9 protein-coding genes and 3 tRNA genes are annotated in these 14,549 nt (G+C 73.0%); 5 read left to right on the forward strand and 7 right to left on the reverse strand.

Annotation, left to right across the window (positions count from 1 at the left end):
- The first annotated feature begins 129 nt into the window (after positions 1–129).
- Complete coding sequence (locus ACZ7GJ_RS09155) at positions 130–2,205, forward strand: molybdopterin oxidoreductase family protein (protein ID WP_470750505.1); 2,076 nt, start codon at positions 130–132, stop codon at positions 2,203–2,205.
- On the opposite strand, the gene ACZ7GJ_RS09160 is transcribed toward ACZ7GJ_RS09155, so the two are convergent.
- Both ACZ7GJ_RS09160 and ACZ7GJ_RS09165 read right to left on the reverse strand, forming a co-directional pair.
- Positions 2,202–3,176: a nucleotidyl transferase AbiEii/AbiGii toxin family protein gene (locus ACZ7GJ_RS09160; protein ID WP_470750506.1), complete on the reverse strand. Its 975-nt coding sequence runs from the start codon at positions 3,174–3,176 to the stop codon at positions 2,202–2,204. The genes ACZ7GJ_RS09155 and ACZ7GJ_RS09160 overlap by 4 nt on opposite strands.
- Positions 3,173–3,775: a hypothetical protein gene (locus tag ACZ7GJ_RS09165; protein ID WP_470750507.1), complete on the reverse strand. Its 603-nt coding sequence runs from the start codon at positions 3,773–3,775 to the stop codon at positions 3,173–3,175. The genes ACZ7GJ_RS09160 and ACZ7GJ_RS09165 overlap by 4 nt, the downstream gene beginning before the upstream one ends.
- A gap of 93 nt (positions 3,776–3,868) precedes the next feature.
- On the opposite strand from ACZ7GJ_RS09165, the gene ACZ7GJ_RS09170 reads away from it, so the two are divergent.
- Positions 3,869–5,020, forward strand: coding sequence for an RNA polymerase sigma factor (locus ACZ7GJ_RS09170; protein ID WP_470750508.1), 1,152 nt, complete (start codon positions 3,869–3,871; stop codon positions 5,018–5,020).
- A gap of 63 nt (positions 5,021–5,083) precedes the next feature.
- Here the strand turns inward: ACZ7GJ_RS09170 and ACZ7GJ_RS09175 are convergent, their stop codons facing one another.
- The 4 genes from ACZ7GJ_RS09175 to ACZ7GJ_RS09190 form a co-directional block, all read right to left on the reverse strand.
- Positions 5,084–7,006 (reverse strand): ABC transporter ATP-binding protein, encoded by a 1,923-nt coding sequence (locus tag ACZ7GJ_RS09175; RefSeq protein ID WP_470750509.1) that lies wholly within the window; start codon positions 7,004–7,006, stop codon positions 5,084–5,086.
- Positions 7,003–8,736, reverse strand: a complete 1,734-nt coding sequence (locus tag ACZ7GJ_RS09180; RefSeq protein ID WP_470750510.1) for an ABC transporter ATP-binding protein — start codon at positions 8,734–8,736, stop codon at positions 7,003–7,005. Before ACZ7GJ_RS09180 ends, ACZ7GJ_RS09175 begins: the two co-directional genes overlap by 4 nt.
- A 187-nt stretch (positions 8,737–8,923) precedes the next feature.
- A complete protein-coding gene (locus tag ACZ7GJ_RS09185; protein ID WP_470750511.1) occupies positions 8,924–10,363 on the reverse strand; it encodes an FGGY family carbohydrate kinase in 1,440 nt (479 codons plus the stop codon).
- 109 nt (positions 10,364–10,472) lie between these two features.
- A complete protein-coding gene (locus tag ACZ7GJ_RS09190; RefSeq protein ID WP_365924685.1) occupies positions 10,473–10,778 on the reverse strand; it encodes a YtxH domain-containing protein in 306 nt (101 codons plus the stop codon).
- A 146-nt stretch (positions 10,779–10,924) separates the two neighbouring features.
- Here ACZ7GJ_RS09190 and ACZ7GJ_RS09195 point away from each other — a divergent pair.
- The 3 genes from ACZ7GJ_RS09195 to ACZ7GJ_RS09205 all read left to right on the forward strand — a co-directional run bounded on the left by ACZ7GJ_RS09195 (position 10,925) and on the right by ACZ7GJ_RS09205 (position 11,334).
- Positions 10,925–10,997, forward strand: a tRNA-Asn gene (locus ACZ7GJ_RS09195).
- A 5-nt stretch (positions 10,998–11,002) separates the two neighbouring features.
- Positions 11,003–11,075 (forward strand) — tRNA-Asn (locus ACZ7GJ_RS09200).
- Between the two features lie 185 nt (positions 11,076–11,260).
- Positions 11,261–11,334, forward strand: a tRNA-Ile gene (locus ACZ7GJ_RS09205).
- 112 nt (positions 11,335–11,446) lie between these two features.
- Here the strand turns inward: ACZ7GJ_RS09205 and ACZ7GJ_RS09210 are convergent.
- Positions 11,447–14,425, reverse strand: coding sequence for an ATP-binding protein (locus ACZ7GJ_RS09210; protein ID WP_470750512.1), 2,979 nt, complete (start codon positions 14,423–14,425; stop codon positions 11,447–11,449).
- Positions 14,426–14,549 lie beyond the last annotated feature (124 nt).

Below are 14,549 nucleotides of genomic sequence, written 5' to 3' on the forward strand. Positions count from 1 at the left end.
ATGTCCCGCGGTCCCGAGCCCGCCCGCCCGGCCGCCTCACCGGGGGCGGCGGGGCGCGCTGAGGTCGAGAACCCCGAGCCGTAACGCGGGGCGGCGGCCTTCGTAACACCGGCGACGCACGCTGGCGTCATGCACACCCCGGAATCAGCCGCCACCGCCACGCACTGCCCGTACTGCGCGCTGCAGTGCGGCATGAACCTCCGTCCCGAGCCGGGCGGCCGGGGAGTGACGGTGGAGGAGCGGGACTTCCCCGTGAACCGGGGCGCGCTCTGCGGAAAGGGCCGCACCGCCCCCGCCGTGCTCTCCTCCCGGGTACGCCTGACCGAGCCGCTCGTCCGCACCCACGCAGGGCGGCTGGAGCCGGCCACCTGGGAGGAGGCGCTCGACGCCGTCGCCGAGGGGCTCGCCCGCACGCAGCGGTCGCACGGACCGGACGCGGTCGGCGTGTTCGGCGGGGGAGGACTGACCAACGAGAAGGCGTACGCCCTCGGCAAGTTCGCCCGGGTCGCCCTGCGGACCTCGCAGATCGACTACAACGGCCGCTTCTGCATGTCATCGGCCGCCGCCGCGCACCAGCGGGCCTTCGGGCTCGACCGGGGGCTGCCCTTCCCGCTGGAGGACATCCCCCGGACCGGCTGCGTGATCCTCGTCGGCTCCAACCTCGCCGAGACCATGCCTCCCGCCCTGCGCTTCTTCCGGGAACTGCGCGAGAACGGCGGAACGTTGATCGTGGTGGACCCGCGCCGCACGCGGACCGCCGAGCAGGCCGACCTGCACCTCGCCCCCCGCCCGGGCACCGACCTCGCGCTCGCCCTGGGCCTGCTGCACCTGGTCGTGGCCCAGGGGCACACCGACGAGGAGTTCATCGCCGAGCGCACCACCGGCTGGGAGGAGGCCCGGGCGGCCGCCATGACGCACTGGCCGGAGCTGGTGGAGCGGATCACCGGCATCCCCGTGCCCAGGCTCCGCGAGGCGGTGGAGATGTTCTGCGCCCCCTCCTCCGCGATGGTCCTCACCGCCCGCGGCCCCGAGCAGCAGTCCAAGGGCACCGACACCGTCGGCGCCTGGATCAACCTCTGCCTCGCCACCGGCCGCGCCGGCCGGCCGTTCTCCGGATACGGGTGCCTCACCGGCCAGGGCAACGGCCAGGGCGGACGCGAACACGGCCAGAAGGCCGACCAGCTCCCCGGCTACCGCAAACTCACCGACCCGGCGGCGCGGGCCCACGTCGCCGGGGTCTGGGGCGTCGACCCCGACACCCTCCCCGGCCCGGGCCGCAGCGCGTACGAACTCCTCGACGCGCTCGGCACCGACGTGAAGGCCCTGCTCCTGATGGGGTCCAACCCGGTGGTCTCCGCCCCGCGCGCCGGGCACATCGAGGACCGCATCCGCTCGCTGGACTTCCTCGCGGTCGCCGACGTGGTCCTCTCGGAGACGGCGGCCCTCGCCGACGTGGTCCTGCCGGTCACCCAGTGGGCGGAGGAGACCGGCACCACCACAAACCTGGAGGGACGCGTCCTGCTGCGCCGCCGGGCCCTCTCACCGCCGCCGGGCGTGCGCAGCGACCTGGACGTCCTGCACGGCCTCGCGGCCCGGCTGGGCGTCGAGAAGGGCTTCCCGACCGCCCCCGAGGAGGTCTTCGAGGAACTGCGGCGCGCCTCGGCCGGCGGCCCGGCGGACTACTCCGGGATCTCCTACGCCCGCATCGAGGCCGAGCAGGGCGTCTTCTGGCCCTGCCCGGAAGGCTCCTCGGGCACCCGGCGGCTCTTCCTCGAAGCCTTCGCCACGGAGGACGGCCGGGCGCGCTTCAGCGCCGCCTGCCACCGCGACGCCGCCGAGGTCCCGGACGCGCAGTACCCGCTCCTGCTCACCACCGGACGGGTCGTCGCCCAGTACCAGTCGGGCGCGCAGACCAGGCGCGTCGAGGAGCTCAACGAGGCCGCGCCCGGCCCGTTCGTGGAGCTCCACCCGCGCCTCGCGGCCCGTATCGGCGCGGTCGAGGGCGAGCCGCTCGCGGTCACCTCCCGCCGCGGCCGCGCCGTCGCCCCGGCCCGCATCACGGACGCCATCCGCGCGGACACGGTCTTCATGCCGTTCCACTGGCCGGGCGAGGGCCGCGCGAACTCCCTGACCAACCCGGCCCTGGACCCCGTCTCGCGGATGCCGGAGTTCAAGGTCTGCGCGGTCCGCGTCGAGCCGGTCTAGGCCGGCTCGAACGTCGGGAGCAGGGCCTCGACCAGACGTTCGGCGAACGACGCCTCGCCCGCCCGGGCCAGGTCCGGGTACTCCGTCTCGAAGTGCTGCCACTCGGTACCCTCGGGTCCGCCCGTGAACAGGTTCGCGAAGTCCTGGAGCTTCACATCCCGGGTCGCCATCGGCCATTGTCCCGCCAGGCGGAACACGTCCCGCAGCAGCACGTACGGCAGGGGGAAGCGCTCTGCGAGCAGGACCGCGTCGTAGAGGTCCTTGCCCTGCGGATGCACGTCGGTGACGAGCCACAGCAGCTTCCAGGCCAGCGAGAGCGCCGGTGAGGCCGCCAGGACCAGGGCCCCGCAGGCCAGTTCCACCGGTTCGGGCCCGGCGGGCAACGGCTCGTTGAAGACGAAGTCCAGCTGCACCTGCCCGGTCGGCAGCCCCGGCACCTGCCAGGGCAGCACCATCCGCAGCCCGGGCACCCGGTCGTACGTCCAGATGCGTTCGCAGACCGCGCCCGACTCCTTGACCCCGGCCCGACCCGCCGCACCGGCGGCGATCTCCTCCAGCATCCTCGCGGTCCGCCCGTCGCCGATGTCCCAACTCCGCGGTACGACGACGAAGTCCAGGTCACCGGGTTCCCTGGCCGCCTCCCCGAACCAGTCGGCCAGCAGCACACTGCCCCGTAGGACGAGCGAGTCCACCCACGGCGACCGGGAGACGGCCAGCAGCACGGCGTCCATCGCCGCCCGCCGTGCCGCCAGCCACGCGGCCGTCCTCGCCGGGTCGTCGAAGACCGGGTCGCCGCCCCGGTAGGCCCGCGGGAACGACTTCAGCGAGGGGTCGAAGACGGCTCGCTGGCGGACGTCCCAGCCCGCCACCGGCCGCAGAGTCAGCGGAAGGCCGCGCTCACGTCGCGTCTCCTCATCCAACTGCTCACGGGGGAGCTCGGCGCTGCGCCAGTCGAAGTCCCGCCACGTCATCGGACAGCTCCCTGCTCGATCCACCCGTCGTCCACCGACAGGTCACTGTCGTACAGCACGAACTCCCGCTCCTCCGAGCGGATTTCGTGCCCGGCCCCCGCCAGCGCCGCGAGCAGCGCGTCGCACGCGGCCGCCGCCTGCGCGGCCGGGCCGGGGTGGCGCTGCGTCACGAAGCGCTCGTGCCGGGACCCGGGCAGGACGCGGCGGGCGTTCCACGACAGGTGCGCCCCGTGCGGAGTGACCAGGGACTCCAGCGCCGGGCGGTCCCAGTCCGCCGGGAGCCGCAGCTTGAGGTGGTGCTCGAAGTAGCCGCCGCCCGGGCCCGGCAGGTCCGTCGTCCAGGGCACGGTCTCCACCTTGACCCGGACCGGGTCGAAGCCCGCCGCCCGCAGTCGGGCCACCAGTGCCCGGTGCCCCGTACGCCCGGGCAGGGTCAGCATCGGCTGCGACACCATCCGGCCCCGGGCCAGCACGATGTGCGTGACCTTCAACTCCCGCCCGCCGGCCCACGCTTCGAGCCGCGCCAGCTCCGCGGGGTCGGGGCAGCGCACCGTGACGTGGGTTTCGTAGTCGGACATGGCATTGATCTTCTCGGACATGCGTCCGATCCGCATCGGGGTTCTCGCCGGGGGGTAACCATCCGGTCACACTGCGGACTCAGAAAGTGCTCGCACGCCCCTCGTGGCAGCGATGTGTCGTACCCCACACTGAGGTGCGGTGCCCCCGTCCTCGGAGCCCTGGAGGTCGCCCCCGTGCAGACCCAGATCCTGACCGTCAACGCGAGCCCGCCCGCCGACGCCGCCACGGCCGAAGAGCCCGAGGCAGAGGCCGATGCCGTGGACGAGGAGCCCGAGGAGCCCGAGGTCCTGGAGTTGATCGAGCAACAGGTGCCGCCGCAGCGAAAGCGCGGTACCGAGGGGACGGGCGGGGCGGGACCCTCCGCCGACCTGTTCCGGCAGTACCTGCGCGAGATAGGCAGGATCCCGCTCCTCACCGCCGTCGAGGAGGTCGAGCTCGCGCGGCGCGTGGAAGCCGGCCTGTTCGCCGAGGAGAAACTCGGCAGCGGCGCCGCCCTCGACCTCCAGCTCACCCTCGACCTCGACAAACTCGTCGTCATGGGCCGGATGGCCAAGCGCCGCCTCATCGAGTCGAACCTGCGGCTCGTCGTCTCCGTCGCGAAGCGCTACGTCGGCCGCGGACTCACCATGCTGGACCTCGTCCAGGAGGGAAACCTCGGCCTCATCCGGGCCGTTGAGAAGTTCGACTACGCCCGCGGCTACAAGTTCTCCACCTACGCCACCTGGTGGATCCGCCAGGCGATGTCCCGGGCCCTCGCCGACCAGGCCCGGACCATCCGCGTGCCGGTCCATGTCGTCGAACTGATCAACCGCGTCGTCCGCGTCCAGCGCCGCATGCTCCAGGAGCGCGGGTACGAGCCCACCGCCGAGGAAGTCGCGGTCCACCTGGAGCTGACCCCCGAGCGGGTCCTCGAAGTGCTGCGCCTCGCCCAGGAACCGGTCTCCCTCCACGCGCCGGTCGGCGAGGAGGACGACGTGGCGCTCGGGGACCTGATCGAGGACGGGGACGCCGCCTCACCCGTGGAGTCGGCCGCGTTCTTCCTGCTGCGCGAGCACCTGGAAGCCGTCCTGTCCACCCTCGGCGAGCGCGAGCGCAAGGTCGTCCAGCTGCGGTACGGGCTCGCCGACGGGCGGCCGCGCACCCTGGAGGAGATCGGGCGGATCTTCGGCGTGACCCGCGAACGGATCCGCCAGATCGAGTCCAAGACCCTCAACAAGCTGCGCGACCACGCCTTCGCCGACCAGCTACGGGGATACCTCGACTGAGACGGGAAACGGGAAGGGGTGCCCCCGCATGAGGGCACCCCCGCAGTGTTGCGACCCGACCGGTCAGTCGACCTCGGCGACCGCCTGCGCGAACTGCGCCGCGTACAGCCGCGCGTAGGCGCCGTCCGAGTCCAGCAGCCCCTCGTGCGTGCCCTGCTCCACGATCGAACCGTTCTCCATCACCAGGATCAGGTCCGCGTCGCGGATGGTGGACAGCCGGTGCGCGATCACGAAGGACGTACGGCCGTGCGCGAGGCGCGCCATCGCCTTCTGGATCAGCACCTCGGTACGGGTGTCCACCGAGCTCGTCGCCTCGTCGAGCACCAGGATCACCGGGTCCGACAGGAACGCCCGGGCGATGGTGATCAGCTGCTTCTCGCCGGCGCTGACGCCCGCGCCCTCGTCGTCCAGCACGGTGTCGTAGCCGTCCGGCAGGGTGCGGATGAAGCGGTCCGCGTGCGCGGCCCGCGCCGCCCCCTCGATCTCGGCGCGCGTGACCTCGCGCGAGGCACCGTAGGCGATGTTCTCGGCGATCGTGCCGCCGAACAGCCAGGTGTCCTGGAGGACCATGCCGATGCTGCCGCGCAGCTCCTCGCGGGTCATCCTCGCGATGTCCACCCCGTCGAGGGCGATCCGGCCGCCCGTGACCTCGTAGAACCGCATGAGGAGGTTGACCAGCGTGGTCTTGCCGGCGCCCGTGGGGCCGACGATCGCGACCGTCTGGCCGGGCTTGACGGTGAGCGAGAGGTCCTCGATCAGCCGCTTGTCCGGCTCGTAGCGGAACGCCACCTTCTCGAAGGTGACCTGCCCGAGCAGCTCCTCCGGACGCTCCGGAACCTCGGCGTCCGGCTCCTGCTCCTCCGCGTCCAGCAGCTCGTAGACCCGCTCGGCCGAGGCGACGCCCGACTGCACCAGGTTCGCCATCGAGGCGACCTGCGTCAGCGGCATCGAGAACTGGCGCGAGTACTGGATGAAGGCCTGCACGTCACCGATCGACAGGGTGCCCGAGGCGACCCGGAGCCCGCCGACGACCGCGATCAGCACGTAGTTGATGTTCGAGATGAACAGCATCACCGGCTGCATGATGCCGCTGACCAGCTGCGCCTTGAAGGAGGCCCGGAACAGCGCCTCGTTCTGCTCGGCGAAGAGGGCCGCGGACTCCTTCTGCCGCCCGAACACCTTGACCAGCGTGTGGCCCGAGTACATCTCCTCCACGTGCGCGTTGAGCGCGCCCGTGGACTTCCACTGCGCCACGAACTGCGGCTGAGACTTCTTGCCGATCTTCGCCGCGACGTAGATCGAGACCGGTACGGACACCAGCGCGACCAGCGCCAGCAGCGGCGAGATCCAGAACATCATCGCCAGCACGCCGACGATCGTCAGCAGCGAGTTGAGCAGCTGCCCCATCGTCTGCTGGAGCGTCTGCCCGATGTTGTCGATGTCGTTCGTGGCCCGGCTGAGCACCTCGCCGCGCTTCTGCCCGTCGAAGTACGACAGCGGCAGCCGCGACAGCTTCGCCTGGAGCTCCTCGCGCATCCGGTACACGGTGCCGTTCATGACGTGGTTCGACAGCCGCGTCGCGACCAGCATCAGCAGGCCCGCCAAGGTGAAGACGACGAGCGCCCAGATCGCCACGACCCCGACGGCGCCGAAGTCGATGCCCTTGCCGGGGGTGAAGTCGGTGCCGGACAGCATGTCCGCCATCCCGCCCTCACCGCGGTCGCGCAGCCCCTGGAGCGCCTGCTCCTTCGTGGTCCCCGCCTGCATCTGGCGGCCCACGATCCCCGCGAAGACGAGGTCGGTGGCCTTGCCGAGGATCTTCGGCCCGATCACCGTGAAGGCGACGCTGCCGACGACGGCGGCCACCATGCCCCAGATCTTGACCCGGTCCTGGGCGATCTGGCCCAGCAGCCGCTTCCCCGAGCCCTTGAAGTCCAGGGACCGCTGGCCCGGCCCCATCATCATCCGTCCTCCGGGCCCGCTCATGCGGCCTCCGCCTCCGTCAGCTGGGAGAGCACGATCTCCCGGTAGGTCTCATTGCCGGCCATCAGCTCGTGATGGCGCCCCTCGCCCACGACCTGGCCCTCGTCGAGGACGATGATCCGGTCGGCGTCGCGGATGGTCGACACCCGCTGGGCCACGATGACCACCGTCGCGTCCTCGGTCTCGCGGGCCAGCGCCGAGCGCAGCGCCGCGTCCGTCGCGTAGTCCAGGGCCGAGAAGGAGTCGTCGAAGAGGTAGATCTCCGGGCGCTGCACGAGCGTGCGGGCGATGGCCAGACGCTGGCGCTGGCCGCCGGAGACATTGGTTCCGCCCTGGGAGACGGGCGCGTCGAGCCCGCCCTCCAGCTCGGAGACGAAGCCCTTGGCCTGGGCCACCTCCAAGGCGTGCCACAGCTCCTCGTCGGTGGCCCCGGGGCGCCCGTAGCGCAGGTTGGAGGCGACGGTTCCGGAGAAGAGGTACGGCTTCTGCGGGACCATGCCGACCGTCCGCGCGAGCAGCTCCGGGTCGAGGCCGCGTACGTCCACCCCGTCGACCAGCACTTCGCCGCCGGTCGCGTCGAACAGCCGGGGGACCAGGCCCAGCAGCGTGGACTTGCCGCTGCCGGTGGAGCCGATCACCGCGGTCGTCTCGCCGGGACGGGCCACCAGGTCCACCCCGCGCAGCACCGGGGCCTCGGCGCCCGGATAGCGGAAGTCGGCGCCGCGCAGCTCCAACTGCCCGCGCCGGGAGAGCTCGCGCACCGGATCGGTGGGCGGGACCACGCTCGACTCGGTGTCCAGGACCTCCTGGACGCGCTCGGCGCAGACCTCGGCGCGCGGCACCATCATGAACATGAAGGTGGCCATCATCACGGACATGACGATCTGCAGCAGGTAGGCGAGGAAGGCCGTCAGCTGGCCGATCTCCATGCCGCCGCTGTCGACGCGCATCGCGCCGAACCAGATGACGGCGACGCTGGAGATGTTCACGACCACGATGACGGTGGGGAACATCAGGGCGAGGAGCTTGCCGGCCGCCAGCGAGACGCCGGTGAGGTCCGCGTTCGCGTCGCGGAACCGATCCTTCTCGTATCCGTCGCGGATGAAGGCGCGGATCACGCGGTTGCCGGTGATCTGCTCGCGCAGCACCCGGTTCACGGTGTCCAGGCGCTCCTGCATCTGCCGGAACAGCGGCCGCGTACGGAAGACGATCGCGCCGACCGACACACCGAGGACGGGGACGACGGCGAGGAGCACGCTCGACAGCTTCACGTCGAGCGAGAGCGCCATGAAGATGCCGCCGACGCACATGATCGGCGCCGAGACCATCAGGGTGAAGGTCATCAGCACCAGCATCTGGATCTGCTGGACGTCGTTCGTCGTACGGGTGATCAGCGACGGGGCGCCGAAGTGGCCGAGCTCGCGCGCCGAGAAGCTCTGCACGCGGTCGAAGACGGCGGCCCGGATGTCCCGGCCGACGGCGGCCGAGGTGCGGGCGCCGAAGTAGACGGCGCCGACGTTGCAGACGAGCTGGACGAGCGAGACGCCGAGCATCAGGGTGCCGAAGCGCAGGATGTAGCCGGTGTCGCCGTTGACGACACCGTTGTCAATGATGTCCGCGTTCAGCGTGGGCAGGTAGAGGGTCGCGCTGGTCTGCAGCAGCTGAAGCAGGACCAGCACGGCGATGGGTTTCCGGTACGGGCCCAGATGGGTCCGCAGAAGTCGTATGAGCACGCGTAGGCTCCGGTCGGCAAGATCGAGGGGTTCAACCCATCTTCAGCCAACAGGAGCCCCGAACCCCAGCGGTTTTCGCAAAGGCCGGTCAAAAGGAGTAGGCGCCCCGCCCGGTCCCTAGGCCGCCTCCGCCGGCCCTGGTGCCGGGGCCGAGAACACGCCCTGGTGAGCCTTCGCGGTCACAGCACTAGAACGCGCCCGGGTGGATCTGCTCCCGCGTCGCGATGTACTGCTGGCGCACGCCCTGCCACGCCGGGAACTCCTCGTCCGGCTCGAAGACCTGCGCCGCCGGGGCCGGCCACACCGGCGGGGTGTGCGGGGCGAGCGTGCCCCGGGCCACGCCCAGCGCCCACGCCGCCTGGCGCGCCGCGCCCAGCGCCGCGTAGTCGGCCGGCGCCGGTACGACGACCTGCGTGCCGAACAGCCCCGGCGCGAAGGCCTGTACGGCGGGCAGTTCGGCCGCCGCGCCCAGCAGGAACACCCGCCGGATCTCCACCCCGCGGCTGCGCAGTACGTCGAGCGCGTCCACCAGCCCGCACAGCATGCCCTCGAAGGACGCCCGGGCCAGGTGCTCCGGCTTCATCGAGTCCCGCCGCAGCCCGGACAGGGTTCCGGCGGTGTGCGGCAGGTTCGGCGTCCGCTCGCCCTCCAGGTACGGCAGGAGTACGAGTCCGTGCGCGCCCGGCGTCGACTTCAGCGCGAGCGCGCTCAGCCCCTCCAGGTCGGTCCCCAGCAGCTCGGCGGTGCCGCGCAGGGCCCGTACCGCGTTGGAGGTGTTCACCACCGGCAGGTGCATGCCGCCGGCGTCGGCGAGGGAGGTGATCAGACCGCCGGGCTCCGACAGCGCCTCGTGGTGCACGGCCATCACCGACCCGGAGGCCCCCAGCGAGACCACCGCGTCGCCGCGGCCCAGCCCGAGCCCGAGGGCCGCGGCCATGGTCTCGCCGGTGCCCGCGGAGATCAGCAGCCCCTCGGGCGTGGTCCCGGCGGCGTCGGCCGGGCCGAGCACCTCGGGCAGCAGCGCCTGGTGCCCGAGCGCCAGCTCGACCAGGTCGGGGCGCCAGGTGCCGGTGGCGGTCGACCAGTACCCGGTCCCGGAGGCGCCGCCCCGGTCGGTGGTGCGCCGGGCCGGCCGGCCCAGCAGCTGCCACACCAGCCAGTCGTGCGGGGACATCACCACGGCCACCCGCCGGGCCGACTCCGGCTCGGCGCGGGCCAGCCAGGCCAGCTTCGCGACGGGCTGCGCGGAGTGCGGGACGGAGCCCACGGCCTCGGCCCAGGCCTGCCGGCCGCCGAGCCGCTCGATGAGGTCGGCGGCGGCGACCTGCCCGCGCTTGTCGTTGCCGACCAGGGCCGGGCGGACGAGCCCGCCCTGCGCGTCCAGCGGGATCACGCCGTGCTGCTGCGCGGAGACCCCGATGGCCTGGACCCCTTCGAGGAGCCCGCCGCCGGCGGCCTCGCCGAGCGAGAGCAGCCACGCCTGTGGATCGGTTTCGTGGGGAACGGCCTCGCCGGCGGGCTGCGGATGGGGTGCGTACCCCTGGCGCAGCACGGCGCCCGTCTCGGCGTCACAGACGACTATGCGAGTGAAGGCGGAAGAGCTGTCCAGCCCGGCGACTATCCCCATGCGGAGAATTCTGCCGCACGCCCGGCGAACTTCCGCCGCCCAGAGGCGGCGGAAGTGCTCGTAGGTCTCGTGGGCGCCCGCCGGTGCCCGTATGAGGTTGCCGGGCCCGTCAGGTGTTGCTCGTACCCCAGTCGTCCTCGCCCGCGCCGCCCCCGACCCGCTCGCGCAGTCCCCGTACGCGCCCGGCGAGGGAAGCCGGCACCGCGTCGCCGACCCGGTCGCTCACGGCGGCGAAGGCCTTGCCCGCGAACTCCCGCCCGCTCTGCCCGGCCGTCTCGGCGGCGTTGCGCACCGCGGGGTTCTGCGCGAGCTCCCGGGCGGACTTCTTCAGCTGCTCGTACCGCTCGCGCCCGGCCCGGGTCCCGAGCACGTACCCGAGGGCCAGTCCGACCGCGAACGTGACCTTGTACCGCATGCCTGTCACCTCTCGTCGTGTGGTGCCCGGCCTGCTGTCGATACCGATTGGCGGAGCACCCCCCTGCTTGCGCTAATCTATGACTCGCAACGGGCACTCGCCCCCCGGCACAGGCCGGAGGTGGGCTGTTCGGCGCACCGCAGCAATCCCCTGTAGCTCAATTGGCAGAGCAGCCGACTGTTAATCGGCAGGTTACTGGTTCGAGTCCAGTCGGGGGAGCTCGGTCCCCTGTAGCTCAATTGGCAGAGCAGCCGACTGTTAATCGGCAGGTTACTGGTTCGAGTCCAGTCGGGGGAGCAAGAAAGAACGAGGACCCCAGGTGGGTCCTTTTCTTTTTTGCCCTGCTCCTGGAACCGGGCAGCACTCAGAGCGGTCTCTCTGAGAAGGCGAAGCCGATCATGCGAGGCATCCGGAGCAGGAGATCGTATGAGCGGCTATGCTGCGGCAGACGGCGCGCACACATGTACGCGCCACGCCGTGAAGGGGCGGTAGCTCAGCCGGTTAGAGCAGCGGACTCATAATCCGTCGGCCGTGGGTTCGAGTCCCACCCGCCCCACTGCGGTTCAGGTCAGCAGAAACGTTGCGCCTGGCTGATTCGGTGCCTCGCCCGGCCTTGTCGGGCGGGGCACCGTTTCGTTTTCGGGCTGCTTCGGGCGGCGCCGTGTGAACTACCCGACAGTCGTGGGGGCCAGGCCGAGGGCCTTGAGGGCGGCCGCGCCCGTCTCGGTGTGTTCGGCGCCGGACAGCAGGAGCGTGCGCGCCGACTGGTAGGGGCAGCCGGCCGCGGCGAAGGACTCCGCCGTGGTCAGCAGGCGCGGCAGGTCGTCGTCGAGCAAGGCCAGGGCCCGGTCCAGTTGGGCGGTGGCCACCGGGTTGCCGGCGACCACGGGGCGGGCGGCGTCGATCCGGCGGCGGGCGTCCGGGTGGCCGGCGAGTACCGAGGCCTCCGCGCGGAGCGCCACGTACCAGTGCAGCCAGATCCAGCTGACCCACTTCCACACCCGGTCCGGCTCCGGCGCGAGCCGCTCCAGGGCCGCCGCCGCGTCCCCTTGGTGGAGCAGGACCATGGCGTCGAAGACCGCGCCGTAGCCGTGGCGGTGCTCCGGTGCGGTGCCCGCCTCGTCGACGACCGCGAGCCAGGCCGTACGGGCGGCGCGGTCGCCGCGCAGGCCGTGGACCATCGCGACCGAGGCGGCGGCCGGGCCGAGCGAGAACGAGCGCTGGCGGCCGGTGCGCTCCCACGCGTCGAGGAACCTCACGCTGCCGGTGAGCACCTCTTCGGTGCGGCCCGCGAACGCGTCCGCGACGAGGAGCCAGGACGTGGCGTAGTGGCCCGCCTCGGCCAGCAGCGGCTGGTCGGCGAGCTGGCCGCCCCACCGGCGGGCCTGCGGCAACTCGCCGATGCCGACGGCGGTTCCGGCGGCCATGGCGAGGGCGTCGGTCAGCTCGTGCGTACTGGCCGGGGTGGGCGGCGCCGAAGCCAGTACGTCGATCCGCCGCCGGGCCGCTTCAGCCGCGGCGAAGGCCTCGCCGACCCAGCTCCGCGCACCGGAGAGCGCGTCGAGGGCGGCCGACTCCGCCACCGGGTCGCCCGCGCGGCGGGCCAGCCCGACCGCGCGCTCGGCGGACGCCACCGTCTGCTCCGCCGTGTTGTTCGAGTCCCCCTGGACCGCGCCGAACGCGTCCGCGACCACCGCCGCCTCCGCCAGCGCGACGGCCGCCTCGGCAGCCGGGTCGCCGCCGGACAGCTTCCGCGCCGCCGCGAGCAGGGCGGTCACCTCGGCCGCGGGGGGAACCACCGCGAACGCGCTGGAGAAGCGGTACGCGACGGTGGCGGCTGCCGCCAGGTCGCGGCAGGCGCCCGCGGTGTCCCCGGCCCGCCGGGCGGCCTCCCCGGCGGCACGGTGCAGGCGGTACATGTCGTCCCCGAGCCTCCGACACCCGGCCACCCCAGCGGCCCGCCGCAACGCCCCGGCGGCAGCCAGGTAACCCCCGGCCCCGGCCTCCGCGGCGTCGGCCCCGGCCCCGGTTCCGGCCCCGGCCCCGGCCTCCGCGGCGTCGGCCCCGGACACGGATGCGGCCTCGGTCCCGGCCACCCCGGCCCCAGACCCGGTTCCGGATGCGGCCTCGGCCCCGGCTCCCGCCCTGACCTCGGCCTTGGCGCCCGCGGAGGCCAGGGTGGCGGTCCGTTCGTAGAGTTGTTGGGACTCGCCCAGGAGGTTGCGGGTGAAGGCCAGTGCGGCTGTGGACGAGGCGAGGCGGCAGGCGTCCGTGCGCCGCTCCGGGCGGTCGGCGGCCCAGGCGAGGGCGGCGCGGAGGTCCTCCGCCACCGCGTCGAACCGGGCGCGCCAGCCGGGGCCGCCGGCACCCGCCCCGCCGAGAGCGGCCGCACCGGCCGCGCACCAGCCCAGGTGCCGGGACCGGACCTCCGCCGACTCGCCCGCGTCGGCGAGCCGCTCCGTCCCGTACTGGCGGATGGTCTCCAGCGCCCGGTACCGGGTACCGGCCGCGTACGGCTCCACCGCGAGCAGGCTCTGCTCGGCGAGCCTGCCGAGCCCGTCGGCCACCGCCGCCGGATCCAGCGGCCCGAACCCGGCGACCTCGGCGGCCGCCCCGGCGGTGAACGGCGCGACGAACACCGACACCCGCCGCAGCAGCGCCCGCTCCTGAGGCTCCAGCAGGTCATGGCTCCAGTCCAGCACCGTCCGCACCGACCGGTGCCGGTCGGTGGCGCGGGATCCGCCGGCCAGGGACCGCAGCGGGTCGCAGAGCGCGGCCTCCAGCCCGTCCGGCCCGAGCGTCGGCCACCGCGCCGCCGCCAGCTCGATCGCCAGCGCCATGCCGTCGAGCCGTTCGCAGATGGCCTCGACCCGGTCGCGCACGGTCGGATCCGGCGCCCGGCCGACCGCCGCCGCCCGGTCCATGAACAGGGCCACGGCGTCCGACTCGCCGCCGCCGGCCCGCGACAGCGGCGGCACCGGGTAGACCCACTCGAACGGCACCATCAGCCGGGCCCGGCTCGTCGCGAGCACCCGCACCCGGGGGCAGGCCGTCAGCAGCCGTTCCAGGAACGGCGCCACCCCGCCCAGCACCTGCTCGCAGTTGTCCAGCACCAGCAGCGCCTGCCGGTCCGCCAGCGCGGCCAGCACCGCGTCGTCGATGCCCCGCCCGGGCTGCTCGCCCACACCCGCGGCCGCCGCGACCGCCGCCCCCACCCGCGCCGGATCGGTGACCGGGACCAGGTCGACGAACCACACCCCGTCGGCGAACTCGCCCGCCGTCTGCGCCGCGACCGCCAGCGCGAGCCGCGTCTTGCCCACCCCGCCCGGACCGACCGCGGTCACCTGACGGTGCGTCTTCAACGCCTCGGCCAGCTCCCCGCGCTCCTGCGCCCGGCCGACGAACGCCGTCAGCGGCTCCGGGAGCACCGGCGCGGAGCGCGACTGCTCGGCGCGTACGAGCTCGGCCGCGCGCCGCGAGAGCGCCCGCCGGTCCGCCGCCTCCAGCTTGCGCAGCAGCGACGAGACGTGCGACTCGACCGTCCGCACGGAGAGGAAGAGCCGTGCGGCGATCTCCGCGTTGCTGAGGAACTCCCCGAGCAGCGCGAGCACTTCGGCCTCCCGGGCCGAGACCACTGAACTGGACACGGGCTCATTATCCGTAGTGCTCTCCGTGGTCACCACGGAGGCGGACCGCCCTCCCGCCGGGAGAACCTGTGACCACAGAGAGGGAGCGGGTCCGAGACGGCGACCCGCGACTCGCGAACACAGG

This window comes from Streptomyces sp. NPDC037242 (assembly GCF_055604165.1).

Bases quoted from the DNA above. Each gene is read 5' to 3' on its own strand.
- ACZ7GJ_RS09155 (WP_470750505.1), top strand. From the start codon at position 130: ATGCACACCCCGGAATCAGCCGCCACCGCCACGCACTGCCCGTACTGC.
- ACZ7GJ_RS09160 (WP_470750506.1), bottom strand. From the start codon at position 3,176: ATGACGTGGCGGGACTTCGACTGGCGCAGCGCCGAGCTCCCCCGTGAG.
- ACZ7GJ_RS09165 (WP_470750507.1), bottom strand. From the start codon at position 3,775: ATGTCCGAGAAGATCAATGCCATGTCCGACTACGAAACCCACGTCACG.
- ACZ7GJ_RS09175 (WP_470750509.1), bottom strand. From the start codon at position 7,006: ATGAGCGGGCCCGGAGGACGGATGATGATGGGGCCGGGCCAGCGGTCC.
- ACZ7GJ_RS09185 (WP_470750511.1), bottom strand. From the start codon at position 10,363: ATGGGGATAGTCGCCGGGCTGGACAGCTCTTCCGCCTTCACTCGCATA.
- ACZ7GJ_RS09190 (WP_365924685.1), bottom strand. From the start codon at position 10,778: ATGCGGTACAAGGTCACGTTCGCGGTCGGACTGGCCCTCGGGTACGTG.